The organism is Serratia liquefaciens (assembly GCF_027594825.1).
Taxonomy (GTDB): Bacteria; Pseudomonadota; Gammaproteobacteria; order Enterobacterales; family Enterobacteriaceae; genus Serratia; species Serratia liquefaciens_A.
Genome location: NZ_CP088930.1, coordinates 548,837 through 575,139 on the forward strand (window position 1 = coordinate 548,837; position 26,303 = coordinate 575,139).

At 54.9% G+C, this 26,303-nt stretch carries 26 protein-coding genes, 1 pseudogene and 1 other annotated feature; of the genes and pseudogenes, 15 read left to right on the forward strand and 12 right to left on the reverse strand.

What is annotated here, in order from left to right:
* Positions 1 to 8 precede the first annotated feature (8 nt).
* A complete protein-coding gene (cobO, locus tag LQ945_RS02395; protein ID WP_044551644.1) occupies positions 9 to 599 on the forward strand; it encodes a cob(I)yrinic acid a,c-diamide adenosyltransferase in 591 nt (196 codons plus the stop codon).
* A 44-nt stretch (positions 600 to 643) separates the two neighbouring features.
* Here cobO and rluB read toward each other — a convergent pair whose 3' ends face one another.
* The 5 genes from rluB to rnm all read right to left on the reverse strand — a co-directional run bounded on the left by rluB (position 644) and on the right by rnm (position 4,749).
* A complete protein-coding gene (gene rluB / locus LQ945_RS02400) occupies positions 644 to 1,540 on the reverse strand; it encodes a 23S rRNA pseudouridine(2605) synthase RluB (protein WP_044551646.1) in 897 nt (298 codons plus the stop codon).
* A 229-nt stretch (positions 1,541 to 1,769) separates the two neighbouring features.
* Complete coding sequence (locus LQ945_RS02405) at positions 1,770 to 2,567, reverse strand: alpha/beta fold hydrolase (protein WP_044551649.1); 798 nt, start codon at positions 2,565 to 2,567, stop codon at positions 1,770 to 1,772.
* Between the two features lie 147 nt (positions 2,568 to 2,714).
* On the reverse strand, positions 2,715 to 3,074 hold the full coding sequence (locus tag LQ945_RS02410) for a Rap1a/Tai family immunity protein (RefSeq protein WP_044551659.1): 360 nt from the start codon (positions 3,072 to 3,074) through the stop codon (positions 2,715 to 2,717).
* A gap of 118 nt (positions 3,075 to 3,192) precedes the next feature.
* Positions 3,193 to 3,813, reverse strand: a complete 621-nt coding sequence (locus tag LQ945_RS02415; RefSeq protein ID WP_020827149.1) for an L-threonylcarbamoyladenylate synthase — start codon at positions 3,811 to 3,813, stop codon at positions 3,193 to 3,195.
* Positions 3,814 to 3,861: 48 nt separating this feature from the next.
* Positions 3,862 to 4,749, reverse strand: coding sequence for an RNase RNM (gene rnm, locus LQ945_RS02420; protein WP_270102197.1), 888 nt, complete (start codon positions 4,747 to 4,749; stop codon positions 3,862 to 3,864).
* 242 nt (positions 4,750 to 4,991) lie between these two features.
* Positions 4,992 to 5,095 (forward strand) — a sequence feature (Trp leader region).
* 24 nt (positions 5,096 to 5,119) lie between these two features.
* Here rnm and LQ945_RS02425 point away from each other — a divergent pair.
* From LQ945_RS02425 to LQ945_RS02450, 6 genes and pseudogenes are all read left to right on the forward strand, one after another.
* Positions 5,120 to 6,682: an anthranilate synthase component 1 gene (locus tag LQ945_RS02425; protein ID WP_182822985.1), complete on the forward strand. Its 1,563-nt coding sequence runs from the start codon at positions 5,120 to 5,122 to the stop codon at positions 6,680 to 6,682.
* A pseudogene (gene trpD / locus LQ945_RS02430) lies at positions 6,682 to 8,277 on the forward strand (bifunctional anthranilate synthase glutamate amidotransferase component TrpG/anthranilate phosphoribosyltransferase TrpD). The gene LQ945_RS02425 and the pseudogene trpD overlap by 1 nt, the downstream one beginning before the upstream one ends.
* Positions 8,278 to 8,280: 3 nt before the next feature.
* On the forward strand, positions 8,281 to 9,642 hold the full coding sequence (gene trpCF, locus LQ945_RS02435) for a bifunctional indole-3-glycerol-phosphate synthase TrpC/phosphoribosylanthranilate isomerase TrpF (protein WP_270102951.1): 1,362 nt from the start codon (positions 8,281 to 8,283) through the stop codon (positions 9,640 to 9,642).
* A gap of 31 nt (positions 9,643 to 9,673) precedes the next feature.
* Positions 9,674 to 10,864: a tryptophan synthase subunit beta gene (gene trpB / locus LQ945_RS02440; RefSeq protein ID WP_270102198.1), complete on the forward strand. Its 1,191-nt coding sequence runs from the start codon at positions 9,674 to 9,676 to the stop codon at positions 10,862 to 10,864.
* The gene (trpA, locus tag LQ945_RS02445; RefSeq protein ID WP_262242651.1) at positions 10,864 to 11,670 is read left to right on the forward strand and encodes a tryptophan synthase subunit alpha; all 807 of its coding nucleotides are present in this window, start codon (positions 10,864 to 10,866) and stop codon (positions 11,668 to 11,670) included. Before trpB ends, trpA begins: the two co-directional genes overlap by 1 nt.
* 214 nt (positions 11,671 to 11,884) lie before the next feature.
* Positions 11,885 to 12,199 (forward strand): BON domain-containing protein, encoded by a 315-nt coding sequence (locus LQ945_RS02450; RefSeq protein WP_020827157.1) that lies wholly within the window; start codon positions 11,885 to 11,887, stop codon positions 12,197 to 12,199.
* Between the two features lie 41 nt (positions 12,200 to 12,240).
* Here the strand turns inward: LQ945_RS02450 and ompW are convergent, their stop codons facing one another.
* Positions 12,241 to 12,885 (reverse strand): outer membrane protein OmpW, encoded by a 645-nt coding sequence (gene ompW / locus LQ945_RS02455; RefSeq protein ID WP_020827158.1) that lies wholly within the window; start codon positions 12,883 to 12,885, stop codon positions 12,241 to 12,243.
* Positions 12,886 to 13,168: 283 nt separating this feature from the next.
* Here ompW and LQ945_RS02460 point away from each other — a divergent pair, with 283 nt between their 5' ends.
* Positions 13,169 to 13,609, forward strand: a complete 441-nt coding sequence (locus tag LQ945_RS02460) for a YkgJ family cysteine cluster protein (protein WP_269935153.1) — start codon at positions 13,169 to 13,171, stop codon at positions 13,607 to 13,609.
* 39 nt (positions 13,610 to 13,648) lie between these two features.
* A complete protein-coding gene (locus LQ945_RS02465; protein WP_044551674.1) occupies positions 13,649 to 14,401 on the forward strand; it encodes a YciC family protein in 753 nt (250 codons plus the stop codon).
* A 47-nt stretch (positions 14,402 to 14,448) separates the two neighbouring features.
* On the opposite strand, the gene LQ945_RS02470 is transcribed toward LQ945_RS02465, so the two are convergent.
* Positions 14,449 to 16,152, reverse strand: a complete 1,704-nt coding sequence (locus LQ945_RS02470; protein ID WP_044551677.1) for a SulP family inorganic anion transporter — start codon at positions 16,150 to 16,152, stop codon at positions 14,449 to 14,451.
* Between the two features lie 234 nt (positions 16,153 to 16,386).
* Here LQ945_RS02470 and LQ945_RS02475 point away from each other — a divergent pair, with 234 nt between their 5' ends.
* The 3 genes from LQ945_RS02475 (at position 16,387) to LQ945_RS02485 (ending at position 18,703) form a co-directional block, all read left to right on the forward strand.
* Complete coding sequence (locus LQ945_RS02475; RefSeq protein WP_044551680.1) at positions 16,387 to 16,926, forward strand: septation protein A; 540 nt, start codon at positions 16,387 to 16,389, stop codon at positions 16,924 to 16,926.
* 75 nt (positions 16,927 to 17,001) lie between these two features.
* The gene (yciA, locus tag LQ945_RS02480; protein ID WP_020827163.1) at positions 17,002 to 17,430 is read left to right on the forward strand and encodes an acyl-CoA thioester hydrolase YciA; all 429 of its coding nucleotides are present in this window, start codon (positions 17,002 to 17,004) and stop codon (positions 17,428 to 17,430) included.
* A gap of 247 nt (positions 17,431 to 17,677) precedes the next feature.
* Positions 17,678 to 18,703, forward strand: coding sequence for a LacI family DNA-binding transcriptional regulator (locus LQ945_RS02485; RefSeq protein WP_044551683.1), 1,026 nt, complete (start codon positions 17,678 to 17,680; stop codon positions 18,701 to 18,703).
* A gap of 10 nt (positions 18,704 to 18,713) precedes the next feature.
* On the opposite strand, the gene LQ945_RS02490 is transcribed toward LQ945_RS02485, so the two are convergent.
* The 4 genes from LQ945_RS02490 to LQ945_RS02505 form a co-directional block, all read right to left on the reverse strand.
* Complete coding sequence (locus tag LQ945_RS02490) at positions 18,714 to 19,682, reverse strand: nucleoside hydrolase (RefSeq protein WP_270102199.1); 969 nt, start codon at positions 19,680 to 19,682, stop codon at positions 18,714 to 18,716.
* The gene (gene tsgA / locus LQ945_RS02495) at positions 19,679 to 20,857 is read right to left on the reverse strand and encodes an MFS transporter TsgA (RefSeq protein ID WP_270102200.1); all 1,179 of its coding nucleotides are present in this window, start codon (positions 20,855 to 20,857) and stop codon (positions 19,679 to 19,681) included. Before tsgA ends, LQ945_RS02490 begins: the two co-directional genes overlap by 4 nt.
* Positions 20,858 to 21,231: 374 nt before the next feature.
* On the reverse strand, positions 21,232 to 21,978 hold the full coding sequence (gene tonB, locus LQ945_RS02500; protein WP_044551690.1) for a TonB system transport protein TonB: 747 nt from the start codon (positions 21,976 to 21,978) through the stop codon (positions 21,232 to 21,234).
* Between the two features lie 237 nt (positions 21,979 to 22,215).
* Complete coding sequence (locus tag LQ945_RS02505) at positions 22,216 to 22,869, reverse strand: epoxyqueuosine reductase QueH (RefSeq protein WP_020827168.1); 654 nt, start codon at positions 22,867 to 22,869, stop codon at positions 22,216 to 22,218.
* Between the two features lie 180 nt (positions 22,870 to 23,049).
* On the opposite strand from LQ945_RS02505, the gene LQ945_RS02510 reads away from it, so the two are divergent.
* Complete coding sequence (locus tag LQ945_RS02510) at positions 23,050 to 23,346, forward strand: YciI family protein (protein WP_269935147.1); 297 nt, start codon at positions 23,050 to 23,052, stop codon at positions 23,344 to 23,346.
* A 343-nt stretch (positions 23,347 to 23,689) separates the two neighbouring features.
* Positions 23,690 to 23,953, forward strand: a complete 264-nt coding sequence (locus tag LQ945_RS02515) for a hypothetical protein (RefSeq protein WP_269935145.1) — start codon at positions 23,690 to 23,692, stop codon at positions 23,951 to 23,953.
* A 73-nt stretch (positions 23,954 to 24,026) separates the two neighbouring features.
* On the opposite strand, the gene LQ945_RS02520 is transcribed toward LQ945_RS02515, so the two are convergent.
* On the reverse strand, positions 24,027 to 24,581 hold the full coding sequence (locus LQ945_RS02520; protein ID WP_270102201.1) for a TetR/AcrR family transcriptional regulator: 555 nt from the start codon (positions 24,579 to 24,581) through the stop codon (positions 24,027 to 24,029).
* A gap of 122 nt (positions 24,582 to 24,703) precedes the next feature.
* Here LQ945_RS02520 and LQ945_RS02525 point away from each other — a divergent pair, with 122 nt between their 5' ends.
* Entirely contained in the window at positions 24,704 to 26,176 is a 1,473-nt protein-coding gene (locus tag LQ945_RS02525; RefSeq protein WP_270102202.1) for an MFS transporter, read from the forward strand.
* The last annotated feature ends 127 nt before the right edge of the window (positions 26,177 to 26,303 follow it).

Here is a 26,303-nt window from a genome sequence, read left to right on the forward strand (position 1 = left end):
GTTTTATCATGGCTGAAGATCGCCACCAACAACGTCAACAACGCTTGAAAGAACAGGTTGACGCGCGTATCGCTGCTGCTCAGGAAGCACGGGGATTGCTGCTGGTATTCACCGGCAACGGCAAGGGAAAAACCACTGCGGCGTTTGGCACCGTGACCCGCGCCGTTGGTCACGGGATGAAGGCCGGCGTTATTCAGTTCATCAAGGGTGAATGGCCGAACGGTGAGAAAAACCTGCTGCAGCAGCACTGTGTCGAATTTCAGGTGATGGCGACCGGTTTTACCTGGGAAACGCAGGATAAGGCCAGCGATACCGCCGCCTGTCAGGCCGTATGGCAACACGGCAAGCGTATGCTGTCAGACAACAACCTGGATCTGGTGCTGCTGGACGAACTGACTTACATGGTCAGCTACGGCTACCTTGAACTGGAGGAGCTACTGGAAGCGCTACGACAACGCCCTGCGCACCAGACGGTGATTATCACCGGGCGCGGCTGCCATCGCGATTTGTTGGAGCTGGCGGATACGGTGACGGAAATGCAGCCGGTGAAGCACGCGTTTGACGCGGGTATCAAGGCACAGCAGGGAATTGACTGGTAACGGAAAGAAAAACGCCGCAGCCTGAATGGGCTGCGGCGTGATAATCAGCTGCGTTTGCTCGGTTTGCCCGGCTTGCTGCCCGCGGCACTGCGGCGACCGCTGCCGGCAACCTGGGTGTGACGCTTAACGGCGCGACGGATCTGGTTGGCCTTCACACGGCGGCGTTCACGTTCAATCGGCATCTTGCTGACGGTTTCCGGCTTCAACTCAACCAGTTCGCGCAGGTAGTTAATCGCCGGCAGTTCAAGCTCGGTCCAACCGCCACGAGGAATGCCTTTAGGCAGATCGATATCGCCGTAACGCACACGGATCAGGCGGCTAACCTGAACGCCAACGGCTTCCCAAAGACGACGCACCTCGCGGTTACGCCCTTCGGTCAGGGTCACGTTGTACCACTGGTTTATGCCTTCGCCACCCTGGAAAGTGATGGTGCGGAAAGCGGCCGGGCCATCTTCCAGTTGAACGCCTTTGCTCAGTTGCTTCACTTTTTCGTCGTCAATCTGGCCAAATACGCGCACGGCATATTCACGCTCGACTTCACGACTTGGGTGCATCAGGCGGTTAGCCAGTTCACCGTCGGTGGTGAACAGCAGCAGGCCTGAGGTGTTGACGTCCAGGCGCCCTACCGCTACCCAGCGGGAACCACGCAGCTTAGGCAAGCGATCGAAGACCGTCGGACGGCCTTCAGGATCGCTGCGGGTGCAAAGCTCGCCTTCCGGCTTGTAATACGCCAGCACGCGGCAAACCGCTTCTTCAGATTCTTTAACCGAAACGACGTGACCATCCAGACGGATTTTCATTGAAGGCGTCACTTCAACGCGGTCACCCAGTTTGGCAACTTTACCGTCGACGCTGACGCGCCCGGCTTCAATAATGGTTTCGATTTCACGGCGCGAGCCATGACCGGCACGCGCTAAAACTTTCTGTAACTTTTCGCTCATTGAGCAACCTCTAGTGTCGCCTTCACAGGCGTCGGGGGGATGACCGCCGCGGCGCCAGGCACCACAACGGTAACAATACGTTTACTTAGATCGAACCGCGCATTATACAGGCTTTCAATAGGGTTGAAACCCACTTTGTGGTCTGGTCGATTATCGAAAGCTATCGATGGCGTCAGGAATCGATGAAAAGCGGGCAAGAACCCGCTTTATCACGCACTCGGAAAACGGATTAATCACCGAGGAAATCGGTTACCGCCTGGAATACGGCCGCTGGCTGCTCGAGGATCCCAAGGTGAGTGCGGGCATGTTCCAGACGGACGACCGAGAAAAACGGGTGGCTATCGGCAAAGCTCTGCTGTTGTCGCAAATAGTCTTCGTCGCGATCCAATGAGTAAATATGTCGGCAAGCAGGCGGAGAGGTTAATTCCCCCAGCCGGTTTAGCGGCGAACCGTATTGCCGATAAGCTTGCTCAATCGCCACGCCGGCAGCCTGCCAAACGCGATAGTCCTCCTGCGCCATTTCAACGGTCAAATGCTGTTTGACCTGAGGGTGTTCAATACCGCCCTGCCAGAAAGTGAACAAGTTATCACGCGCCGCCAGCCAGTGTTCCGGCCGCTGCATTTGTTTTACCGAGTCGAAAAATGCTGCTTCAGGCTGCGTCATGATCCAATCGAGAAACACCATTCCCTGTATTTGCTGCGGCATGCGCTCGGCCAATGCCACCGCTATCCAGCTGGCATGCGCTACCGACAGCGTCACAAACCGATCCACTTGCAGTTCAAGCAGCAATTGCTGGAGATCTGCCAGCAGATCCTGAGCGTCAAGGGAGAGTCCGGCATCGCGATCGGACAGGGCGTGCCCCCGCCAGTCGAGGCTGATCACCCGATACTTTTCCGCCGCCAGTGCGGTAAAGGGGGCAAATACGGTTTTTGGTTCACACCAACCGGGCAGCAGGACCAACGTCAGCGGGCCTGAACCGGAATCATGATAATCGAGGGAAAGCAAGCCATGGCAAAACGCTGTCATTTTATCTCCTAAACGTCATATCCCTCACGGTAAGGGGATTTGTGCATTAGCAGTAAAATGACAGCCTTCGTCAGCTTCATCTATTGGAAAGAGTGCTAAATAAGAGGCTTCGCACCGAATGAAAAAATTCGCACTAAATAAACACTATTAATGCCGTTCACAGGGATAAGCGGCGGTTAACGCCAGCATAATCACCGAGGGCGCGGAATAGTGCAGCTGTTCCGGGTGTTCATTTAAATACTGCATCACCGCGTCCGCGGCCATCCCAACGCTCATCCCGGCATCCGGACAAATGCTGCGGTTGCCCTGCATTGAGAAGGTATCGAATACGCCGGCCACATAGCCCATAAACATCCCGCCATCGAGCGCTTCGGCGACGGTAGCCGCGCCGTTTTTATTTTTCACATAGCCGCTGGTTTCCGACAGCAAGGCGCTGCCGGAATAAAACCCCGCGCTGGCCGCAGAGGAAAACAATATGGCCGCCAAAAGAGAAATCCGCTTAATCATTGCTACGCATCCTGCCTGTTATCAGTTTTTGATATTGTAGAATAGCGGCTTTACCGGTAAATGACGCCGTTGCCGCCACTTTTCAGAAAATGAGCAAAAGCGGCAGCGCAATGATGCATCAACGGAAAGGCGTTGCGTCGCCCGCCCCTTCACGCACCACTTCCGGCGCGGATTCGGTCAGGTCAATCACCGTGGTCGGTTGCTGGCCCAGGAAACCGCCGTGGATCACCAGATCCACCTGTTTGCCCAGATGATCGTTGATCTCTTCCGGATCAGATTCGGCAAAATCATTGCCTGGCAGCATCAACGTGGTCGACATCATCGGCTCATTCAGCACTTCCAGCAGCGCCAACGCAATCGGATTAGACGGCACGCGCAGACCGATGGTTTTACGCTTGTCGTTCATCAGGCGACGCGGGACTTCTTTGGTCGCTTTCAAAATGAACGTGTAGTTGCCGGGGGTGTTGTTTTTGATCAGTCGAAACGCGGTATTGTCGACATAGGCGTAAGTAGACAGCTCGGACAAATCGCGGCACATCAAGGTAAAATTATGATTGCTGTCCAATTGACGGATCCGGCAGATGCGTTCCATGGCCGTCTTGTCTTCCAGCTTGCAGCCCAACGCGTAGCCGGAATCGGTAGGATAGACGATCACGCCACCTTTACGCAGCACATCCACCGCTTGGTTGATCAGGCGCGGTTGCGGGTTATCTGGATGGATATAAAAAAGCTGACTCATGACTTGCTCCTAAAAATGATGCACGCGGGCGGCATCGCCCACGTTAAATCAACCGACCTTACCCTGCTGCGGTTGCGGCCAGTCACGCCACACGGGTTCAACGCCGCCGGGTAACCACAGTTTGCGGCCCAGTTCGATCCACGAGCAGGGCTGATGAAAATCCGAGCCCTGCGACGCCAATAATTGATACTCTTGCGCATACTTTGCCAGCTGCGAGCGCTCATGCGGTGCCTGCTGACACTGGGCAACCTCCATGGCATCTCCCCCCTGTTCGGCAAAGTGCGCCAACAACCGTTTCAGCCATTTGGCCGTCAGATCGTAACGGCCCGGGTGAGCTATCACCGCCTGGCCGCCGGATTGATGAATCACATCAATGGCTTGTTTTATTGTACACCACTGTGGCGGAACGTAGCCGGTTTTGCCTTTGGCCAGGTATTTCTTGAACACCTGAGCCATATTATCGGCGATGCCAATCTGCACCAGGTAACGGGCAAAATGACCGCGTGTGACTGCCCCACCGTCCGCCAACTTTTGCGCCCCTTCAAACGCACCTTCAATACGTGCTTTAGCCAACCGTACGCCAATTTCCTGTGCGCGCAGGTTGCGGCGCTCAGTCTGCTCGGCCAACAATTGCACCATCGCCGGATGTGCAGTTTCAATCCCCAGACCCACGATATGAATCTCATGATTTTCCCACAGCGTGGAGATTTCCACCCCGTTCACCAACTGCAGCGGTAACGACAGCTCGGCAATGGTTGCGGCTGCGGCGGCTAAACCTTCGGTGGTGTCGTGGTCGGTAATCGCCAATACGCCTACCCGCATCTCGACGGCCCGCTGCACCAACTGCGCCGGCGTCAAATAGCCGTCAGAGGCGGTGGTATGGCTGTGGAGGTCGTACAGGGTAAAGGCGGAGGGCTGTGGGCTGCTGTCTGTCAAAAGAAATATCCGTCAAGGGTTTGGCCTTCTATCATACGCGCGTTCGCCCGCCGGACGGAAATCTATTCTGGTCAACGGCCTTTTCTGTTGATGAAAATTATTCACGCTTGCGGCTAAAACATTGTGTGAAAAGAGGGTTGACTTTATTCTCGCGAACCAGTTAACTAGTACACAAGTTCAGGGCGATACCCTGGTTGGATGATAAACAAGAGAGCACAGAAATGAATAAGCAAACTTCTCTTCTTCGTTGGTGGCGTACCTCCCTTTCGCGGGCGGTGTAATCACGCATACCTGTCATCTGACACTGCAGATTCCCTAAGCCCGCTGGTAACGCGGGCTTTTTTATGGACAAATTTTAACTGGAATACCCATGATGAACATCAAACCACAACTTAAGTTACTGAAGGCGGAGGCCAGTTACCGGGGCGATCCGACCACCATTTTCCACCAGCTGTGCGGCGCTCGCCCGGCGACCTTGCTGTTGGAGTCCGCTGAAATCAACAGCAAGCAAAACCTGCAAAGCCTGCTGGTGATCGACAGTGCCCTGCGCATCACCGCGCTCGGTCGCATCGTTACCCTGCAGGCACTGACCGCCAACGGTGCGGCAATGCTGCCGCTGCTGGATGAGGCGCTGCCGCCCGAAGTACAGATTCAGGTGCGCCCTAACGGCCGGGAACTGACTTTCCCGCCGATTGACGCTATCCAGGATGAAGATGCTCGCCTGCGTTCGCTATCGGTATTTGACGCACTGCGCACCCTGCTGACGTTGGTGGACTCGCCCGCCGACGAACGTGAAGCCGTTATGCTCGGCGGCCTGTTTGCCTACGATTTGGTCGCCGGCTTCGAAGATCTGCCGGCGTTGCGTCAGGATCAGCGCTGCCCGGACTTCTGCTTCTATCTGGCGGAAACCCTGCTAGTGCTGGATCACCAACGCGGCGTTGCCCGTCTGCAGGCCAGCGTGTTCACAGCCGACCCGGCCGAGGAGCAGCGCTTACAGCTGCGCCTGGAACAGCTGCAGGTTCAATTGAAACAGACCCCGCAGCCCATTCCGCACCAGAAGCTGGAAAACATGCAGCTGAGCTGCAACCAGACGGATGAAGAATACGGTGCCGTGGTCAGCGAGCTGCAGCAGGCCATTCGTCAGGGTGAAATTTTCCAGGTGGTGCCATCACGTCGTTTCTCTCTGCCCTGCCCGGCCCCGCTGGCCGCGTATCAGACGCTGAAGGACAACAACCCAAGCCCCTATATGTTCTTTATGCAGGATGACGAGTTCACCCTGTTCGGCGCATCGCCGGAAAGTGCGTTGAAATACGACGCCAACAACCGCCAGATTGAAATCTACCCGATTGCCGGTACCCGCCCACGCGGTCGCCGTGCCGACGGTTCGCTGGACCTGGATCTGGACAGCCGTATCGAGCTGGAAATGCGTACTGACCATAAAGAGCTGGCCGAGCACCTGATGCTGGTCGATCTGGCGCGCAACGATCTGGCGCGTATTTGCCAGGCCGGCAGCCGCTACGTGGCCGATCTGACCAAAGTGGACCGCTACTCTTTCGTGATGCACCTGGTTTCCCGAGTGATCGGCACCTTGCGCGCTGACCTTGACGTACTGCACGCCTATCAGGCCTGCATGAACATGGGCACCCTGAGCGGGGCACCTAAAGTGCGCGCCATGCAGTTGATTGCCGCGTCCGAAGGTACCCGACGCGGCAGCTACGGCGGCGCCGTGGGTTACTTCACCGCCACCGGCGATTTGGATACCTGTATTGTCATCCGTTCCGCGTATGTTGAAGACGGCATTGCCACCGTGCAAGCCGGCGCCGGCGTAGTGCTGGATTCTGTACCCCAGGCGGAAGCCGATGAAACCCGTAATAAGGCACGTGCCGTGCTGCGCGCCATTGCCAGTGCGCACCAGGCCAAGGAGGTGTTCTGATGGCCGATATCTTACTGCTCGATAACGTTGATTCCTTTACCTACAACCTGGTCGATCAGCTGCGCGCCAGCGGCCACCAGGTGGTGATTTATCGCAACCAAATTTCTGCCGAGGTGATTATCGAGCGCCTGCAGCAGCTGACCCAGCCGGTGCTGATGCTGTCTCCAGGCCCGGGCACACCGGCAGAAGCCGGTTGTATGCCGGAGCTGTTGCAGCGCCTGCGCGGCCAGTTACCGATTATCGGCATCTGTCTGGGCCATCAGGCAATCGTCGAAGCCTATGGCGGGCACGTCGGCCAGGCTGGAGAAATCCTGCACGGCAAGGCATCGGCCATCAGCCACGATGGCGAAGGGATGTTTGCCGGTATGGTGAACCCCCTGCCGGTGGCCCGTTATCATTCACTGGTCGGCAGCAATATCCCGGCCGAACTCACTGTTAACGCCCACTTCGGCGATATGGTGATGGCAGTCCGTCATGACAAGCATCGCGTATGCGGTTTCCAGTTCCATCCGGAATCTATCCTGACCACTCACGGCGCGCGTTTGCTTGAGCAAACTCTGGCCTGGGCGCTGGCGAAATAACGAGAGGAAACGACGATGCAAACTATTCTTGAAAAACTGTACCGCTCAGAGTCGATGAACCAGCAGGAAAGCCAGCAGTTGTTCAGCGCCATTGTTCGCGGTGAGCTGGAGCCAAGCCAACTGGCCGCGGCGCTGATCAGCATGAAAATTCGCGGCGAACGTCCGGAAGAGATCGCCGGCGCTGCTAAAGCGCTGCTGGCCGATGCCCTGCCGTTCCCACGCCCGGACTACCCGTTTGCCGATATCGTCGGCACCGGCGGTGACGGCACCAACAGCATTAACATTTCCACCGCCAGCGCCTTTGTGGCGGCGGCGTGCGGCGCCAAAGTGGCAAAACACGGCAACCGCAGCGTTTCCAGCCGGTCAGGATCATCCGATCTGCTGGCGGCGTTCGGCATTCGTCTGGATTTACCGGCGGAACAGGCGCGCCAAGCGCTGGATGACCTGGGCGTATGCTTTCTGTTCGCGCCGCAGTATCACACCGGTTTCCGCCATGCGATGCCGGTACGCCAACAGTTGAAAACCCGTACGGTATTCAACGTATTGGGCCCGCTGATTAACCCGGCGCGTCCGCCACTGGCGCTGATCGGCGTTTACAGCCCGGAATTGGTGCTGCCGATTGCCGAAACCCTGCGCGTGCTGGGTTACCAACGGGCCGCTGTGGTGCACGGCGGTGGCATGGATGAAGTGGCGATCCATACCGCGACCCACGTGGCAGAGCTGAACAACGGTGAAATTGAAAGCTATCAGCTGACGCCAGAATCCTTCGGGCTGCAACGCTACCCGCTGGAGGCCCTGCTGGGCGGTTCGCCGGAAGAAAACCGTGACATTCTGGCAAGGTTGTTACAAGGTAAAGGTGACCCGGCGCACGCCGCCGCGGTGGCCGCTAACGTGGCGCTGCTGCTGAAGTTATTCGGGCATGAAGACCTGCGCCAAAACGCGCAGCAGGCACTGGACATGATTCACAGCGGGAAAGCTTACGAGCGCGTAACCGCACTGGCAGCAAGAGGATAAATGATGCAGGAAACCGTGCTCAACAAGATTGTTCGTGATAAAGCGCAATGGGTCGCAGCACGACAGCAACAACAGCCACTGGCCAGTTTTCAAAATGAAATCGTCCCCAGCGAACGTGGCTTTTATCACGCGCTGCAGGGTGCCAGAACGGCGTTTATTCTTGAATGTAAAAAGGCATCCCCTTCCAAAGGGTTGATCCGCGAGAAGTTCGATCCCGTGGAGATTGCTTCGGTCTACAAAGATTTCGCCTCGGCGATCTCGGTACTGACCGATGAAAAATATTTCCAGGGCAGCTTTGACTTCCTGCCTCTGGTCAGCAAAACGGTGACGCAGCCGGTGCTGTGCAAAGACTTCATTATCGACCCGTACCAGATCTACCTGGCTCGCTTCTATCAGGCCGACGCCATTCTGCTGATGCTGTCGGTGCTTAACGACGATCAGTACCGTCAACTGGCTGCGGTAGCGCATAGCCTGAACATGGGCGTGCTGACCGAAGTGATCAGCGAAGAAGAGCTGCAACGGGCCATTGCTTTGGAAGCGCGCGTGGTCGGTATCAATAACCGCGATCTGCGCGACCTGAGTATCGATCTGGATCGCACCCGCCAGTTGGCGCCTCGCGTCCCACACGGGGTGACGGTGATCAGCGAGTCCGGCATCAACAATTACGCTCAGATCCGCGAACTGAGCCATTTTGCCAACGGGTTCCTGATTGGCAGCGCATTAATGTCGGAAACCGATCTCCGCGCCGCCGTACGCCGGGTGATCCTGGGCGACAACAAAGTCTGCGGGCTGACCCGTCCGCAGGATGCCAGCGCGGCCTATCAGGCCGGTGCGGTGTATGGCGGGCTGATTTTCGTCGGGCGTTCACCGCGCTATGTCGATATTAACCGCGCCCGTGAGGTTATCTATGGTGCCCCGCTGAAATATGTCGGCGTATTCTGCGACGCGCAGGTAGAGACCCTGGTTAAGACCGTCGAACGTCTGGGGCTGAAAGCGGTGCAACTGCACGGGTCGGAAGATCAGGCCTATATCAGCGCCCTGCGCGCCGAACTGCCTGCCGAGTGCCAGATTTGGAAAGCATTGAGCGTAAAAGACCATTTACCGCAGCGCGATTTGCAGCACGTTGACCGTTATCTGCTGGATAACGGCGCGGGCGGCACCGGCCAGCGTTTCGACTGGTCGGTATTGCACGGCGAAAACCTGGAAAACGTGATGCTGGCCGGTGGCCTCGGCGCAGACAACTGTGTTGACGCAGCCAAACTCGGCTGCGCCGGTCTGGACTTTAATTCCGGCGTTGAGAGCCAGCCCGGCATTAAGGATCCTGCCCGCCTGGCGGCGGTGTTCCAGACCCTGCGCGCTTACTAAATATGATTAACGGATAATAACGGGAACTATAATGACGCTGCTTAACCCCTACTTCGGCGAATTTGGTGGCCAATATGTGCCGCAGATTCTGATGCCGGCCTTAAAACAACTGGAAGAAGCCTTTGTCAGCGCCCAGCGCGACCCGGAATTCCAGGCTGAATTTATCGACCTGTTGAAAAACTACGCCGGTCGTCCAACCGCCCTGACGCTGTGCAAAAACCTCACTGCCGGTACCAAAACCAAGCTGTATCTGAAACGTGAAGATCTGCTGCACGGTGGCGCGCACAAAACTAACCAGGTATTGGGTCAGGCGCTGTTGGCCAAGCGCATGGGAAAAACCGAAATCATCGCCGAGACCGGTGCCGGTCAGCACGGCGTTGCTTCCGCGCTGGCCTGTGCCCTGCTCGGCCTGAAGTGCCGCATTTATATGGGCGCCAAAGATATCGAGCGCCAGTCACCCAACGTCTTCCGCATGCGCCTGATGGGAGCGGAAGTGATCCCGGTTCACAGCGGCTCCTCCACGCTGAAAGATGCCTGTAACGAAGCGCTGCGCGACTGGTCTGGCAGCTACGAAATCGCCCACTACATGCTGGGTACCGCTGCGGGTCCGCACCCTTACCCCACTATCGTGCGTGAATTCCAGCGCATGATTGGCGAAGAAACCAAAGCACAGATGATGGAACGCGAAGGCCGTCTGCCGGACGCGGTTCTGGCCTGCGTTGGCGGTGGCTCCAACGCCATCGGCATGTTTGCCGACTTTATCGATGACACCAGCGTCGGCCTGATCGGCGTCGAGCCTGCCGGTCTGGGTATTGAAACCGGTCAGCACGGCGCACCACTCAAGCACGGCCACGTGGGCATCTATTTCGGCATGAAAGCGCCGATGATGCAGACGTCAGAAGGCCAGATCGAAGAATCCTACTCGATTTCCGCCGGGCTGGATTTCCCCTCTGTAGGGCCACAGCACGCCTATCTGAGCAGCATCGGCCGGGCTGAATACGTGTCCATTACCGATGACGAAGCGCTGGACGCGTTCAAAGCGCTATCGCGTAGCGAAGGAATTATCCCGGCGCTGGAGTCTTCCCATGCTCTGGCGCACGCGCTGAAAATGATCCGTGAAACGCCGCAAAAAGAACAGATTCTGGTGGTTAACCTGTCCGGCCGCGGCGACAAAGACATATTTACCGTTCACGACATTCTGAAAGCACGGGGAGAAATCTGATGGAACGTTACCAACAACTGTTCAACCGCCTGGCAGATAAGAAAGAAGGCGCGTTCGTCCCGTTCGTTACCCTCGGCGATCCGAACCCGGCGCTTTCACTGCAGATCGTCGATACCCTGGTGGAAGCCGGTGCCGACGCGCTGGAACTGGGCATTCCGTTTTCCGATCCGCTGGCCGACGGCCCGACCATTCAAAGTGCTGCGCTGCGCGCCTTCGCTTCAGGCGTGACGCCAACCCAGTGCTTCGAAATGCTGGCGGCAATTCGCCAGAAACACCCGACTATTCCTATCGGCCTGCTGATGTACGCCAATCTGGTGTTCCATAAAGGCATCGATGCCTTTTACCAACGCTGCGCCGAAGTCGGTGTTGATTCGGTGCTGATTGCCGACGTGCCCTACGAAGAGTCCGCTCCCTTCCGCGCAGCGGCAACGCGCCATGGTATCGCCCCTATCTTTATCTGCCCGCCAAATGCAGACGACGATTTACTGCGTGAGATTGCCTCACACGGCCGGGGTTACACCTACCTGTTATCACGTGCAGGCGTAACAGGTACCGAGAGCCGCGCCCAGTTACCGCTCCACCATCTGGTCAGCAAATTGCGTGAATACCATGCGGCACCGCCGCTGCAAGGGTTTGGCATTTCCGAGCCGGCGCAGGTACGCGATGCGTTGCAGGCCGGCGCGGCCGGCGCGATATCCGGTTCGGCTATCGTAAAAATTATCGAGCAGAATCAAGCCAATCCGACAGAAATGCTGGCGAAACTGGCGAGTTTTACTCGTGAAATGAAAGCGGCTACCCGAGCGTAAAACACCCACGGCGGGCGCAGCGCATGCGTCCGCCGGTAACATCTTGTTTCCCCTCAAAGTTGTGCAATTTTTTTACTTCTAAAGTTTGAACAAACCCCATTTTTGACTCACACTTAGCGTTGCGCGTCGGGCATTTCTTTTTTAGGGGTGCGCTACGTCTTCAGGTGAAAACCCGAATGTAGTTTCAACAATAACATTGCATGGAGAGTAATTTATGAAGCTATTTAAAACCCTTTCGGTCTTATGCATGGCTGCCGTTGTGGCATTCGCAGTGAGTGCCTGCGCGCCAACAGCGAAATCTGAAGGGACTGGCGGTTATATTGATGACACGGTAGTGACGACCAAGGTTAAGTCAGCGCTGCTGGCGGATAAAACCATCAAATCTACCGAAATCAGCGTCGAGACCTTTAAAGGTCGTGTGCAATTGAGCGGCTTTGTTACCTCGAGCGCCGATGCCAACCGTGCAGTGCAGGTAACTCGTGGCGTAGCGGGTGTGAAATCCGTCGAGAACGTCATGCAGATCAAGTAAAAAAACGGAGGCGCTATATGCGCCTCCCTGTTCCACAGCTATCAGAAACGATAACCAGCCCCGAACATGAACACCCATGGATCCAAGCGAGTGTCGATACTGTGGTGATTACCGGCCGCATCGTCAAAGCGCGTTTTGGTTTCGATGTTCATCCACCAGACTGACATGTTCAGCATCCAGTGCTCATCCAGGTTGTAATCCAGCCCCGCCTGCGCGGCTACGCCCCAGGAGTCTTTCAAACTCAGGTTGCTCAACCCGGCATCTTTGCCGTTGTCGTTGAATTTTTCATCGAAGAAGGTGGTGTAGTTAACCCCCACGCCCAGATACGGACGCAGTTTGTCCTGCTTGTCGCCAAAGTAATACTGCGCCATCAGGCTCGGCGGTAAGTCGTGCACCGTAGCGATATCACCGTTCACCGCAGAACCGTTCAGGCCTACTTTATGGCGGAACGGCGTAGCAGCCAGCAGTTCGACACCAATATTGTCCGTGACCATATAGCCGAAGGTCAGGCCAAGCTGGGTATTATTATTGGCGCTGAATGAGCCCTGCCCGAGGACATCATCCGATCCGGCATTTGGTCGTACGGTCGCAGAACCTGCACGGAAAAGAAAATCACCTGCCTGATGCGCACTTGCCAACATAGGGGCCATCATCGCCGCCAATACCACCAGAGTTGTCTTTTTCATTGTCCATTCCATTTGTGTGGTTATCATCCAGGGGGAATATACCTACTTACGGGTATTTATGATCCCATCGAGATCACATCTTATGTGTAAAAATTTTAATTCCTACTAAAAACAAGGTTACCTAAGAGGCTAATAAATCGAGAATTGATCTGAATCAAAAAACGCTTTTTGTTGCAAATTATTTACATGTTTAAATTCCAGTTGCTAAAAAAAACGCCGCTGCGTAATTTCATCTTCCGTGTTGGTTTTGGTTGGTGTCGTAAGGAGTCGGCGGGCAATCAAGATGAGCGAAATTCAAAATCCCTGTGTCAGCTGCGGCGCATGCTGCGGCTATTTTCGAGTGTCATTCTATTGGGCCGAAGCGGATGATGGCGGCGGCGTGGTTCCTTTATCCCTTACCGAGCCGTTAACCCCCTTCCTGCGCTGTATGCAGGGGACCAACAGCAAGTCCCCACGCTGCACCGCACTCGACGGTGAAATCGGCAAAGCGGTTTCCTGTTCTATTTATCTTAATCGCCCCAGCCCCTGCCGTGAGTTCGATCAGTCGGGAGAGAATGGCCTGCGTAATGAAGCGTGTGACCGCGCTCGCGAACGTTATGGCCTGCCGCCATTGCCGGTTCCTCTACCGCTGCCTTTGCCGAACGAGAGGATCGACGAAGAAATAGCCGTAGTGCAATTCGCGGGGTGCCACAGCGACGTGGAACAGGGTACAATCGCCCACTGATTTTGATTTATCTCTGTTTCTCGATGCCAAGGAGTCTGCATGCCCATCACGGCCAACACGTTGTACCGTGACAGTTTTAATTTTTTCCGTAACCAACTGGCCAGTATCCTGATACTGGCGCTGTTGACCGCGTTCATCTCTGTGCTGCTCAATCAGGTTTTCAGCCCTGACATCGAGCAGTTGAAGATCCTGAGCGCAACGGAAGGTGACTTTGCTGCATCCGCCGGTATGGGGATCCAGGAAATCATTCAACAAATGACGCCTGAGCAGCAGATGGTGTTATTGAAGGTATCAGCCGCCGCCACTTTCTCCGCGTTAGTGGGTAACGTGCTGCTGGTCGGCGGGATGTTGACGCTGGTTCGCCTGGTTTCTCAGGGGCAACGCCTGAGCGCCCTGCGCGCTATCGGGGCTTCCGCACCGGAACTTCCGCGTTTGCTGCTGCTGCTGTTTATTTGCACGCTGCTGATCCAGCTGGGCCTGACGCTGTTTGTCGTGCCGGGTGTGATTATGGCGATCGCCTTCTCGCTGGCACCGGTGATCACCACCGCCGACAAGAAAGGCGTATTCGCTTCGATCAAACTGAGCTGCAAACTGGCTTTCGCCAATGCGCGCGTGATTGTTCCGGCAATGATGCTGTGGCTGGCGGCCAAGCTGCTGGTGCTGTTTATGGTGAGCCACCTGTCGGTGCTGACCCCGAACGTCGCCAGCGTGGTGCTGACGGCGCTGAGCAACCTGGTTTCCGCCCTGTTGCTGATTTACCTGTTCCGCCTGTATATGCTGCTGCGCAGCTAATCTTGCGATAGGCTGCAAAAAAGGCACGCTTCGGCGTGCCTTTTGGTTTATGGGATGGTGGGCGGCTCCGCCTGCTCCTTGCTTTGGATCAGCTTCAGCGCCAGGTACAAATCCGGTACCAGTATTAACTCCCGATCGCGCCCCACCCGGTTGATGCGGAACCAGCGCGTCAGTTCGGTTCGTCTTCCCGCCAACACCAGCTTAACGTTACGCTGTAACAAGTCACGCTTCAGTTCATCGATTGCCGCCAATACGCTGATGTCGGCGTGGGTAAAGCTGGCAACGGCGTCCACCACCACCCAACGCGGCTGAAACGGCGTGCCATCGACCAGGTTCAGGATCCGCCGTTTGAAATACGCCACGTTGAAATAGGTCAGCGGCGAGTTGAAACGGTACATCATCACGCCAGGTACCGCCTTGATGCCGTTATTGTTGCCCATCGAGTGGATCATGCCTTCGTCATTGACGCCCAACAGCTGCTCCGTCGGGCGGAATACCGTGCGCAAGAACTGCATTAGCCCCAGTAACACCGCCAGACCAATGCCGCTGATCACCCCCACCAGCAGTACACAAAGGAAGGTAAACATCGCCAACCTGAAGGCCTGCGCATTGCGACGCCGCATGATCCAGATGCCGCGAATATCCAACAGCGACCAGGCGGCGTACATCAGTACCACCCCCAGCCCTGCCACCGGAATAAATTGCAACGGAGCCATCAGGAACAGCAATACGAAGGCAATCACCCCTGCCGCGATGATCGAAACCAGCTGACTCTTGCCACCGTTGGCGTCATTGACAGCCGTGCGCGAATCCGCCCCGCTGATGGCAAACCCCTGCGATAACGCCGAAACAATATTCACCAGTCCCAGTGCCCGGAATTCCGCGTCTGCATTCACCTCATAACCGTTCTTGGCGGCAAAGCTGCGGGCGGTCAGCATCATGCTGACGAAGCTCACGACCGCCAGGTTAAGCGCCGGGATCACCATATCGCGCAGCAAACCCGGCTGGAAATCCGGCCACTGCACTATCGGCAATACGCCGCTAAAACCGCCTACCGTCACTACGCCGTGCTGCTGCAGCCCACCCGCCCAGGTAACAAAGGTCGCCAAAACGATGGCAAACAGCGGCGCCGGCCAGTTAGGCCGCCACTTTTTGAACCCGAGCAACGTAACCAGGGTCAGCAGTGAAACCGCCATGGTCAAGACATCGCTGTGCATCAGATTGCTAGGTAAAGCATAGATTCGCTCAATCAACTGTGCCGGATGCACGCCAAAGCCGAGCACTTTGCCAATCTGATCGACCATGATGGTAATTGCCACACCGTTGAGCAGCCCACTGAGTATCGGCCGGGAGAGCAAGTCGGCAAGCGCCCCCAGTTTGAAACGACTGGCCAACAGACACCAGGCGCCCATCATCGCCGTCATCATGATGGTAAGCTGCCAGTGGCGCTCCATATTGCCCGCCGCCAGCGGCGTCACCACCGCGGCAATGACCGCGCAGGTTGCGGCATCCGGCCCGACAATCAGCTGGCGTGAAGAACCGAAAAAGGCATAGGCAACCATCGGCAAAATACAGGAGTAAAGCCCCACTACCGGGCTAACCCCGGCCAATTCGGCATAGGCAATTGCCACCGGCAATGCTACGGCGGCAACGGAAAGGCCGGCACGAATGTCCGGTTTAAGCCAACTGCGTTGATACCCTAATAAATGCGTCAAACCGGGCGTTAGCGCCTGGAGAGATTTCCACTGCATAACCTGTTTTCCGTTATAAATTATCCGGCTATTATTGGGCATATCATGCGATGCCAATGCCGCGCTGGCAATCCACCCGCCGCGAACTCGCGACCTCAATCGTAAGTTTATGCAAATTCCTGCTTTCACGGCGGAAATCCGCTGGCCAAACGCCGATAATCAGCGCTTCCCAGCGGTACACAGAACCCGCCAAATCCGGTATAGTCGGCCGATGAACAGATGATGGATTGATTTATGAAGCAGTTTCTTGATTTCCTCCCGCTAATTGTCTTTTTTGCATTTTATAAGCTCTACGATATTTACGTGGCTTCTGGCGCACTGATTGTCGCCACCGCCCTGGCGCTGGTGTTCACCTGGTTCAAATACCGCAAAATCGAGAAGATGACGCTGATCACCTTCCTGATGGTGCTGGTGTTCGGCACCCTGACGTTGGTGTTCCATAACGATTTGTTTATCAAATGGAAAGTAACGATCATCTACACGCTGTTCGCGCTGGCACTGCTGATCAGTCAACTGGTACTCAAGAAGCCGTTGGTGCAGCGGATGCTGGGAAAAGAGCTGACACTGCCGGATAAAGTCTGGAACAACCTTAATCTGGCCTGGGCAGTGTTCTTCCTGGTCTGCGGCCTGGCGAACATCTACGTCGCTTTCTGGCTGCCTCAAAGCGTTTGGGTCAACTTCAAAGTGTTCGGCCTGACGGCGCTGACGCTGGTATTTACCTTGCTCAGCGGCGTTTATATTTATCGGCACATGCCGGAAGAACAGAAAAAATAGTTACAAAATTGTTAATGCCCGTAGTGCTTGCTACGGGCAGTATAGTGAAATCCCTTCTTTGATAAGCAGACAGCTATGACTCAACAACGACCTTTACCCAGTGGCGAAATGGTGCTGCGCACGCTGGCGATGCCGGCAGATACCAATGCCAACGGTGATATTTTTGGCGGCTGGCTGATGTCGCAGATGGATATCGGCGGCGCTATTCAGGCAAAAGAAATTGCCGAGGGGCGCGTAGTAACAGTACGCGTCGATGGTATGACCTTCCTGAAACCTGTCGCCGTGGGTGATGTGGTATGTTGCTATGCGCACTGTATCCGTACCGGCCGCAGCTCTATCACCATCAATATCGAAGTGTGGGTCAAGAAAGTGTCCTCCGCCCCGATAGGCCAGCGTTACCGCGCAACCGAGGCAGTATTTACCTATGTCGCGGTGGACGACGAAGGCAATTCACGAGCCCTGCCCGACGGCAAAATGAATTTCCGTGTAGGTTTCGACGAATAAGCCGTAGCGACAAAATTCGTTTTCAATTAGCCCGATGCCCCCATCGGGCTTTTTTATTGCCGCAGGTTAATCATCAAGTTTCAATAACGCCTTTTGGCGGTTAAAGGCCTGTATCTTGATTTTGCTTGTGTATAATCAACCGGGTACCCTCACGACGAGGGACACCCGAGTCGGCCTATCGGTATCTTGGTCAGTGCTCCGCCTATCAATTCATCTTGTGGCATAAAATTGAGGTTATAAGTAGAGAATGGCTACCCTTAAAGACGTTGCACTCCATGCCGGTGTCTCTGTAACGACCGTATCTAATTTTATTAATAATAAAAAAAAGCTAAAAGATGATACCCGGCAGAACATTCTGGAAGCCATTCAGGCTACCGGCTACCGACACAATGCCTTGGCCGCCTCACTCAAGAAAAACGCCGCCAGTTTAAAAAGCATTGGCATCATTTCGATCGTCGACCAAAACCCCTTTTTCTCCGAGCTGTTCTTCAAGCTGGAAAATGAATGCTTCAAGCAGGACTTTACCGTTATCTCCTGCTTCCGCCATGCCGATAAAGAGGATTTGCACACCTACATTAATTTAATGTCTGGCCGCGTGGACGGCATCATCCTCATCTCGTTGAAACGTGACAAGATTGATACCGTAATCAAACAGATCCATGCGGTGCCGGTGGTGGCTATCGCTTTCGATATCGGTGATGTGATGAGTTTGTGCGGAGGGACAGAGTTCAATTTACATAATGAGACTGGCGGCTACATAGCCGGAAGGTTCTTGCTGTCCAAAGGCCACAAAAAAATTGCCTGTGTTACCGGCCCCAAAGCGTTAAAGACCACGACAAACCGTATCGCCGGTCTGAAAAAAGCTCTGGGGGAATTTAACCTGCCTGAAGATTCTGTCGACTATATCGAAGGAAACTACACCTATCAGAGCGGCGTTGAGGCCATGTATCAGCTTTTTTCCTCCGCGGCGCTACCAACGGCCATTATATGTCACAACGATTTAATGGCCATTGGCGTACAAAATGCGGCGAACGAGCTGGGCCTGAAGATCCCCAGAGAGCTTTCAGTCATGGGCTATGATGATATAGAAATGTCCCTGTTGTCTTTCCCGTCACTCACGACGGTTCGCATTCCGTTGGACGACATTGCTTCCCAGGCCCTGGAAGGGCTGACCATGAAAATGTCCACCCCAGGGAGTAAAGCCATCATATCCATAACGCCCAGCCTGGCTGTCCGGGGATCGGTCAGTGAGCCCGTCGATTTCGGCAAGTAGATTACAGAAACTAAAGGGCCCCTCTCTCCACCATCGTCGCCATATAAAGGTCAAGCACCCCCTGGTGATTAACCTGAACGCAAACACGTTGCTTCGGTTTCCCACTCCACTCATCAATCGGATAACGTTTCACCCCCTCTTTAAGCAGGGTATGTCCGATGGCGGGCCCTTCGGTAATGACCCGTATCGCGCCGACTTTGACGTCGAACAGCTCAGGGGCAATCGCATAGGCAATGGCCGAAGAGTCGTGCACATAAAACCCTTCCATACCCACTTCCCGTTGGTGAAAATCAGCATAAAAACGCGTTATGCGATAAATGAACTCACCGTAGCGTGTTGAATCCAAGCGTAGTCGATCAATATATTCGCTGGTCATTACCGTTTGCTGAGTAACGTCCAGCCCAACGACAGTCACCGGCCAGTTAGTGGTCATCACTTTGTCGGCCGCATGCGGGTCGCCGATGATATTGGCTTCCGCAAAGGGGGTCACATTGCCGCTATGGCCGTTATGACCAAATGCCCCGCCCATGATAATCACCTCTTTGACCAGACCGGCAATGCTGGGGTCCTTTTCAACCGCCAGGGCCAGATTGGTCAGCCTGCCTACGGCGATAAGCGTGATTTCGCCAGGATGGGCTTTTAGGGTGTCGATAATATAATCATGGGCCGCTCGCTTATCGATGCCCTGATAATCCCCTGCGGGGATATCGATATCGCCCAAACCATTGTGCCCATGCACAAAGGTGGTTGGCTCACCTGCCGCGACAACCAGCGGGGTATCTGCGCCCATGGCGACATCCGCTGTCAGACCAAATTTCTGCTTGATATACAACGCATTTCTTGTGGCATTCTCGATAGTGGCATTGCCAAAAACCGTGGTGATCCCCACCAGTTCTATCTGCTCGCTGGCATGCGCCAGCAGTATCGCCATGCTGTCATCAATACCGGGGTCCGTATCAAAAATGACTTTTTTCTTCATGAATATATTTCCTTTGTGGATTTGGTGTTTTCAATCTTCTCAAGCAGCAGACAGGCAACGATGGCCATACACACGGTGGTAAAGCCCAGCGCCGTCATCAACATCGCACTGGCCACGCCGAACCTTTCGACTATGGCGGCAGACAAGGCCGGTGAAACCGTGCTGCCGACCGTCCCGCACGTCAGTAAGAAGGTGACCAGCACCGCCGGGGAATTCTTAACCTGTTGCGAGCCAACGGAAATGCCTAATTTATAAACGCACGAGGTCAGGAAACCGAAGCCGAGGGTGAGGGTCAGGAACACTTTCGGACTGGGGGTCATGCTTAAGTAAAAGGTCAGCACAATGGCGATGAGAGAGACTGCCACCAGCATTTTCCGCGCCGGGATCCTGTTCACCAGGACGGCCGCGGTGATCAAACCAAACACGGATGGCCCCCAATAGTTGCCTACGGCCGCACCGGACTGCGCCGCTGACAAACCAAACGCCTGCTGCAGATAGCTGGGCGACCAGGTCAGGAAAGTGCTCTGGGCGAACAGATAGACACAGAGCGCGAACCCCATTAAAACCACTCTGGGAGTCATGATCTCTCGGAAGTTAAAACCACGATTATTGGCGTTAGCATCACCATCGCGGCTTTCGGCCAGGTCCTCTTTGGGATAGCGCAAAACAAAGGTGCTGATAAACACCAGCGCGGCAATCACGCCCGCCAATCCGTAGGCGGTGGTCCATTGCATATTGGCGGCGACGATCATCGTCGCCATCGAGGGAAAGATAAAACCGGAGGCGCTAAAAGCACAATCAGTGGCGATAAAGGCAGAAGCGCGTTTGTTTTCGTTGAAAACCTTGGATATCAGCACCGCGCCGCCCGACAAGCCGGTGCCGCAGCAGGTGCCCAGAATAAAAAGATAGCCTGAGACGACAAACGGATTTCTGACATCCAGAAACACCAACGCGGCCAGCACAATCAGAAAAATGGCGTAGGTGATGCGCAGGATGTGGCGGATCTCAAATCGGGAATACACCGCCATCGAAATGAACGTTCCCAAAAGAGTGCCGCCGGTCAGGTAAGAAAACATCGCTGCGGCGTCCGTGATGCCCATACCCAGATAGACAGACATCGGTTTAATGACAATGCCTATCTGAGTGAGGAGACCGGCCATCACCATATAGGTCATAAATGAGACAGACAGTAAGGTGGCTTGGTAAGAACTCATGGTTTTCCCCGAAAAGGTTTAACGTTACACCATTTTATTTTGTTTTATGTGACGACAAGTTGAAGTGATCGGGTTCACAATTAAGTTAAATGAGCGTTAATGTTGCGTGAAGTGAGATAACGATCGGCTTTTGCTCAGAATGTGAGGATAGGATGTGAGTTTGACTCTCAAAGGCAGTGAGCCAGGTTTTATATAGCAGAACTCATTAAGGTTTATCGTTACACCTTTTAGTGTTAATAAGGCGTATTGCCGAAGGAAGGTACGCATACTGAATTTCAGACAGCAAAAAGGGCCGCCGAAGCGACCCTTGTCTTTAATTAACCCTAACCTGCCGGTCAGTCCATTTCCGTGGTGCCGTTAATTTTAAAGCGAATATTCACGGTACGATCTTTCGCTTCTTTGGCTTCATAACGCCACTTACGTAATGCCTGTTTCACCTCACGCTCAAACATATTGCGGGGTTCCGCAGACAGGATGCGCACGTTACTCACACGGCCGTCGCTGTCGATATCGAACTGCACTCGTACATTGCCTTCAATCTGCAATGCTCTGGCGCGTGGCGGATAAATCGGATCGGCGCGACTGATTGGTCTCGGCCCCACATCACGCGAATTCCCTTGAACCGGCGCTGCCGGCCCCTGCTTCACTGGCGCTTTGTCGATGGGCTTGGCCGGCTCTTTATTTTCAAACGGCGAAGGCTCACGCGGCTCAGTTTTTTGCGGTTCACGCTTGACCGTTTTTTCGACCTTAGGCTTAGGTTTTGGCTTCGGCTTAGGTTTTACCGGCTCAGGTTTCAGTATTGCCTTCGGTGGCGGCTCCGGGATCGGTTCCGGTTCCGGCTCGGGTTCAGGCTCCACCTGCGGTTCTGGCTCCGGCTCGGCCGGCGCCGGAGGTGGCGGCTCCGCCATCGCGGCGGTATTGACCATCATGACGCTGATTGGCGCATCTTCAGGTTTCGGCAACTCCATGACTTCTTTGACAGAAGCATAGAGCAGACCCGCCACCAGGGCGCTATGTAAGCCAACGGACAGGACAATCGGCACGGACAAACGGCGATTAAGGAACATCTTTTTTAGCGGCATAATGATTCTGTTTCCTCTGGTTCGCCAAGTTTAAATGCAAATAGCAATCATATTCAATAACGAATGGCAAACTATCGCTCTAATCGTCGTTATTCATCGCTAAAACCTGCAAACTCATGGGGATATTAACCTTTCATTTGCCTTTTCACTGAGGCTTTTACACGCTTCATTAACCTGATTTACCGCCGCCAAAACCAAAAAACCCGCCGTAGCGGGTTATTCTTCATCAATGTGGCGTTATTCTTCATCGCCGTAATACAGCACGCCCAGTTTGATCAGCGGTCGGCCCTGAGCTTTGCGGTGCAGGTTGGTGTCACGAAGTGAATAAACGCACCCACAATACTCCTGCTGGTAGAAGCGCTCACGCTTGCTGATGTCGATCATTCGCGACGCGCCGCCTTTTTTACGCCAGTTGTAATCCCAATACTCGAGATCCGGATATTTTTCTGCCGCACGCACGCCACAGTCGGTGATTTGCTGCATGTTCTTCCAGCGCGAGATGCCCAGCGAACTGGAGATGGTGTCATAACCATTTTCGTGCGCATACAGCGCGGTACGTTCGAAACGCATGTCGAAGCACATGGTGCAACGGATGCCGCGCTCGGGTTCATGCTCCATCCCTTTGGCGCGGGCAAACCAGTTATCGGTATCGTAATCGGCGTCAATAATGGGGACGCCGTGCTGCTCGGCAAAACGGATGTTCTCGTCTTTGCGCAGCAGATATTCCTTTTGCGGATGGATGTTCGGGTTATAGAAGAAAATGGCGTACTCGATACCGGAGGCCTGAATGGCTTCCATCACCTCACCGGAACAGGGAGCACAGCAGGAGTGCAGCAGCAGTTTGCTTTTGCCCTCAGGCAAGTTGAGTTTCTCTCTAACCAGTTCCGTCATTTCTCTACCTCACAAACCTTGTCCAATGAATCACGCGGCCGCACTATACGAATAAACACTAGCGGCTTCAAGGCATAAGCGCCAGCCGTGGCTAAATTCCAGCGGGCGGGCATTCCCTTGTTTCGTCTTTTGCGTTACTTTAAATTTACCGTTCTATAGCAATGATTTTAAAGGTGAAACATGCTGTATCTGATCTACGCGCAAGACGTCCCCAACTCACTGGAAAACCGCCTGTCGGTACGCCCTGCGCACCTGGCGCGCCTGCAGACTCTTCGTGATGAAGGCCGTTTGGTGGTTGCCGGCCCCAACCCCGCCATCGACAGCAACGATCCGGGCAGCGCCGGTTTCAGCGGCTCCACCGTTATTGCAGAGTTCGCCTCGCTGGCGGACGCACAAGCCTGGGCGGAACAAGATCCCTACGTCGCAGCTGGAGTTTATGCCGATGTGACGGTAAAACCCTTCAAACAAGTGTTCTAACTTTAATGACAACCCGCTGCTTTTTCGCCGCGGTGGGTTGTTAACACTGGCAGAGCGAGCGACACCAATAGGGAAGTTTGATTTTAGCCATTTAGCATCCACCCGTTAAATCGCAGACAAAAAAAAGCCAGCACGGAGTGGCTGGCTAAAGGGTTCTTCGAGGGATATCTTGTTCGATAAACATACTCCCTTCGCCGCTGAATTCGCCATCTATCGGTGCAATAGGCAAAGCCTGAACCGCTTATTTTTAGCCCCCGCGTGGAAACTTCACTTCTCTGACCTACACTTTAGCCGTAGTCAATACTTGGACTTTTCCCTCTTGCTCTGTGTAAAAGGAACAGCGATGAAAGCAACCAAATATCTGCTGGCAGTACTGGCATTCACCTCCTTCTCTTCCATGGCCGCCATTGAAATCACCAAGGAAGAAGCGGCAAAGCATACCGAAATTGGCCCAGTCACCATTTCGCAAGACGGTGATGATACCGTCGGTATCGATCACGCAAGACTGTCCAAAGCGGTGGATGAAAAAGGCGGGAAATACTATGTCATTATCGGCCGCGAAGGGAAAACCTCCTTCGAAACCATCAATGCCGTGGCCTACAAATAACGCCTGAAAACTTAAGTGACGTATTAACGCGGCGGTAACTCAGGCCGCGTTAATCCTGATCCACTAAAAAGGTTCAGCGACTCTCGGCGTTTTGCAATATCAATGCCTGCATATCCGCAAACATGGCATCCCACTCCGCCGGGTCAATCTCCATCAAGCCAAAGTAACGCAGCATAAATGCCCCTTCGGTGGCCAAAAATGCCAGCCGCGCGCGCTTGCCTTCCTCAGTGGCTAAATCCAGTCCGGCGATCCGACTACGGTACCATTCACGCGTGCTGTCCAGATGCTCCGGCGTTTGGATCAAGGTTGCCATCAGCCCCGCCGCCTTGGCGCTGGAGGCCTGATCGGAGCTCCTGGTTGCCTGTAGATGCGCCTTAACAGTCGTGCTGGCCGAGGGATTTTCGCCGGCAATCTCGTCGAAGACTCGTTCATAGGCCTTCCCCCAGCGATCGAACATCGCATCAATCAGCGCGTCTTTGCTGCCAAAACAATACTGCACCCCACCTTTGGAAATCCCCATGGCCCTGGCGACGGAGTCAATGGTCAGCCCGGCGGCGCCCTGCGTGGCGACAATCTCTTCGGCCACGTCCAGAACCTTGTCACGATCGATGCTGCGTTGACGTCCCATTGAGAAACCCTCTTTTCAATACATACGTATGGATATATATTACGCCAGTATACCACCCGGCAATCCCGAGCGGTAACCTGAAAGCCACGCACCCGCGTCGCTTGTTTTTTTGGAATAATATTATGCACGTAAACAACCGCTGGTTGATCCTGGCAATGATTTCCAGCGCGCTATTTTTGATTATTATCGACATGACGGTACTTTACACCGCCTTGCCACGGCTGACCCTGGCGCTGGATGCCAGCGCCTCGCAAAAATTATGGATCATCAATGCCTACCCACTGGTGGTCGCCGGTTTGCTGCCCGGTGCCGGCATGTTGAGCGATCGCCTCGGCCACAAGCGGTTGTTTATTGCCGGGTTGCCGGTATTTGCCGTCGCCTCTCTTTGTGCGGCCTTTTCTCCCTCGGCCGAATGGCTGATCGCCGCCCGCGTCTTCCTTGCGGTAGGTGCCGCGATGATGATGCCGGCTACCCTGTCCATTGTCCGTCATGTCTTTACTGATGAGCGTGAGCGCGCGCTGGCGATTGGTATCTGGGCGGCAGTGGCCTCTGGCGGAGCTGCCATTGGGCCGGTGGTTGGCGGCGTGCTGCTGGAGTATTTCTGGTGGGGCTCGGTGTTTTTGATCAACGTTCCCGTGGTGATGGTGGTGCTCCCCTTAGCTTGGCGGTTGATCCCCCACTGTGGCGGTGAAAATAAGTCGCCTTACGACATCATCGGCTCAGTGCAAATCATGGCCGGTCTGGTGGGCTGCATTTATGCATTGAAGGAGTTAAGCAAGGCGTCCCCCTCCTTTAGCGCAATGGCCATTGCCGCTGCTGTCGGCATTTTCTCGCTTTGGCGGTTTGTTCGCCGCCAACGGCAGTCCCGCAGCCCGATGATAGACTTCACATTGTTTAAAAATCGGCTGTTCGCCGGCGGCGTCGGGGTGGCGCTGGTGTCGATGATCGCGTTGGTCGGAGTGGAACTGGTGCTGACTCAGCGGCTGCAACTGGTACTCGAACTTAGTCCGTTGCAGGCCGCACTGTTTATTCTGCCCATTCCGCTGGCCTCAGCGCTGGCTGGCCCCATGGCCGGTTTGCTGCTGCCGCGCTACGGCGAGCGCAGCATGATCCTCGGCGGCTTTATCCTGACCGGCCTAGGCATCGCCGGCCTGGCCCTGCTTTACCAGAGCAGCCTGGTGCTGCAGCTGATTTGCCTGTTCATCGCCGGTTTTGGTTTGGGGGGCGTGATTACGGCAGCCTCCACCGCCATCATGCTAAATGCCCCGGAAGAAAAATCCGGTATGGCCGCGTCGATCGAGGATGTGTCCTATGAGTTGGGCGGCGTTCTGGGTATCACACTGCTCGGCGGGTTGATGACCGCCATTTATAGCCACAGTCTGGAACTGCCGGCGAGCCTGCCGGTGAGTGATATCGCCTACGACAGTATCGACGAAGCCCTGCGGCTGGCCGCCAATCTGGCTGCCGATCAGGCAGAGCAGCTTAAACAACTGGCGCGGCTGGCATTCGACCGCGCGTTTATCGTCGTGTTGATTGCGGCCGCTGTATTGATGGCACTGGGCGCCGGCGTGGCAAAAATGGCATTGCGCAAGTAATGGTCGAAAGCTGCTGTTGTTGTTAACGCATTCTGCTTAAACTGATTTGGCAATTTGCTTCGCGGATTTATCGATATTGGTTTTGACGATGGCATTGATGCTTTTGATCGTCTTTAACCCTGCGATA

What these genes read in the sequence shown, in the direction of transcription:
- cobO (WP_044551644.1), top strand. Translation starts at nt 9, where the DNA reads ATGGCTGAAGATCGCCACCAACAACGTCAACAACGCTTGAAAGAACAG.
- rluB (WP_044551646.1), bottom strand. Translation starts at nt 1,540, where the DNA reads ATGAGCGAAAAGTTACAGAAAGTTTTAGCGCGTGCCGGTCATGGCTCG.
- LQ945_RS02405 (WP_044551649.1), bottom strand. Translation starts at nt 2,567, where the DNA reads ATGACAGCGTTTTGCCATGGCTTGCTTTCCCTCGATTATCATGATTCC.
- LQ945_RS02410 (WP_044551659.1), bottom strand. Translation starts at nt 3,074, where the DNA reads ATGATTAAGCGGATTTCTCTTTTGGCGGCCATATTGTTTTCCTCTGCG.
- LQ945_RS02415 (WP_020827149.1), bottom strand. Translation starts at nt 3,813, where the DNA reads ATGAGTCAGCTTTTTTATATCCATCCAGATAACCCGCAACCGCGCCTG.
- LQ945_RS02425 (WP_182822985.1), top strand. Translation starts at nt 5,120, where the DNA reads ATGATGAACATCAAACCACAACTTAAGTTACTGAAGGCGGAGGCCAGT.
- trpCF (WP_270102951.1), top strand. Translation starts at nt 8,281, where the DNA reads ATGCAGGAAACCGTGCTCAACAAGATTGTTCGTGATAAAGCGCAATGG.
- trpB (WP_270102198.1), top strand. Translation starts at nt 9,674, where the DNA reads ATGACGCTGCTTAACCCCTACTTCGGCGAATTTGGTGGCCAATATGTG.
- trpA (WP_262242651.1), top strand. Translation starts at nt 10,864, where the DNA reads ATGGAACGTTACCAACAACTGTTCAACCGCCTGGCAGATAAGAAAGAA.
- LQ945_RS02450 (WP_020827157.1), top strand. Translation starts at nt 11,885, where the DNA reads ATGAAGCTATTTAAAACCCTTTCGGTCTTATGCATGGCTGCCGTTGTG.
- ompW (WP_020827158.1), bottom strand. Translation starts at nt 12,885, where the DNA reads ATGAAAAAGACAACTCTGGTGGTATTGGCGGCGATGATGGCCCCTATG.
- LQ945_RS02460 (WP_269935153.1), top strand. Translation starts at nt 13,169, where the DNA reads ATGAGCGAAATTCAAAATCCCTGTGTCAGCTGCGGCGCATGCTGCGGC.
- LQ945_RS02465 (WP_044551674.1), top strand. Translation starts at nt 13,649, where the DNA reads ATGCCCATCACGGCCAACACGTTGTACCGTGACAGTTTTAATTTTTTC.
- LQ945_RS02470 (WP_044551677.1), bottom strand. Translation starts at nt 16,152, where the DNA reads ATGCAGTGGAAATCTCTCCAGGCGCTAACGCCCGGTTTGACGCATTTA.
- LQ945_RS02475 (WP_044551680.1), top strand. Translation starts at nt 16,387, where the DNA reads ATGAAGCAGTTTCTTGATTTCCTCCCGCTAATTGTCTTTTTTGCATTT.
- yciA (WP_020827163.1), top strand. Translation starts at nt 17,002, where the DNA reads ATGACTCAACAACGACCTTTACCCAGTGGCGAAATGGTGCTGCGCACG.
- LQ945_RS02485 (WP_044551683.1), top strand. Translation starts at nt 17,678, where the DNA reads ATGGCTACCCTTAAAGACGTTGCACTCCATGCCGGTGTCTCTGTAACG.
- LQ945_RS02490 (WP_270102199.1), bottom strand. Translation starts at nt 19,682, where the DNA reads ATGAAGAAAAAAGTCATTTTTGATACGGACCCCGGTATTGATGACAGC.
- tsgA (WP_270102200.1), bottom strand. Translation starts at nt 20,857, where the DNA reads ATGACCTATATGGTGATGGCCGGTCTCCTCACTCAGATAGGCATTGTC.
- tonB (WP_044551690.1), bottom strand. Translation starts at nt 21,978, where the DNA reads ATGCCGCTAAAAAAGATGTTCCTTAATCGCCGTTTGTCCGTGCCGATT.
- LQ945_RS02505 (WP_020827168.1), bottom strand. Translation starts at nt 22,869, where the DNA reads ATGACGGAACTGGTTAGAGAGAAACTCAACTTGCCTGAGGGCAAAAGC.
- LQ945_RS02510 (WP_269935147.1), top strand. Translation starts at nt 23,050, where the DNA reads ATGCTGTATCTGATCTACGCGCAAGACGTCCCCAACTCACTGGAAAAC.
- LQ945_RS02515 (WP_269935145.1), top strand. Translation starts at nt 23,690, where the DNA reads ATGAAAGCAACCAAATATCTGCTGGCAGTACTGGCATTCACCTCCTTC.
- LQ945_RS02520 (WP_270102201.1), bottom strand. Translation starts at nt 24,581, where the DNA reads ATGGGACGTCAACGCAGCATCGATCGTGACAAGGTTCTGGACGTGGCC.
- LQ945_RS02525 (WP_270102202.1), top strand. Translation starts at nt 24,704, where the DNA reads ATGCACGTAAACAACCGCTGGTTGATCCTGGCAATGATTTCCAGCGCG.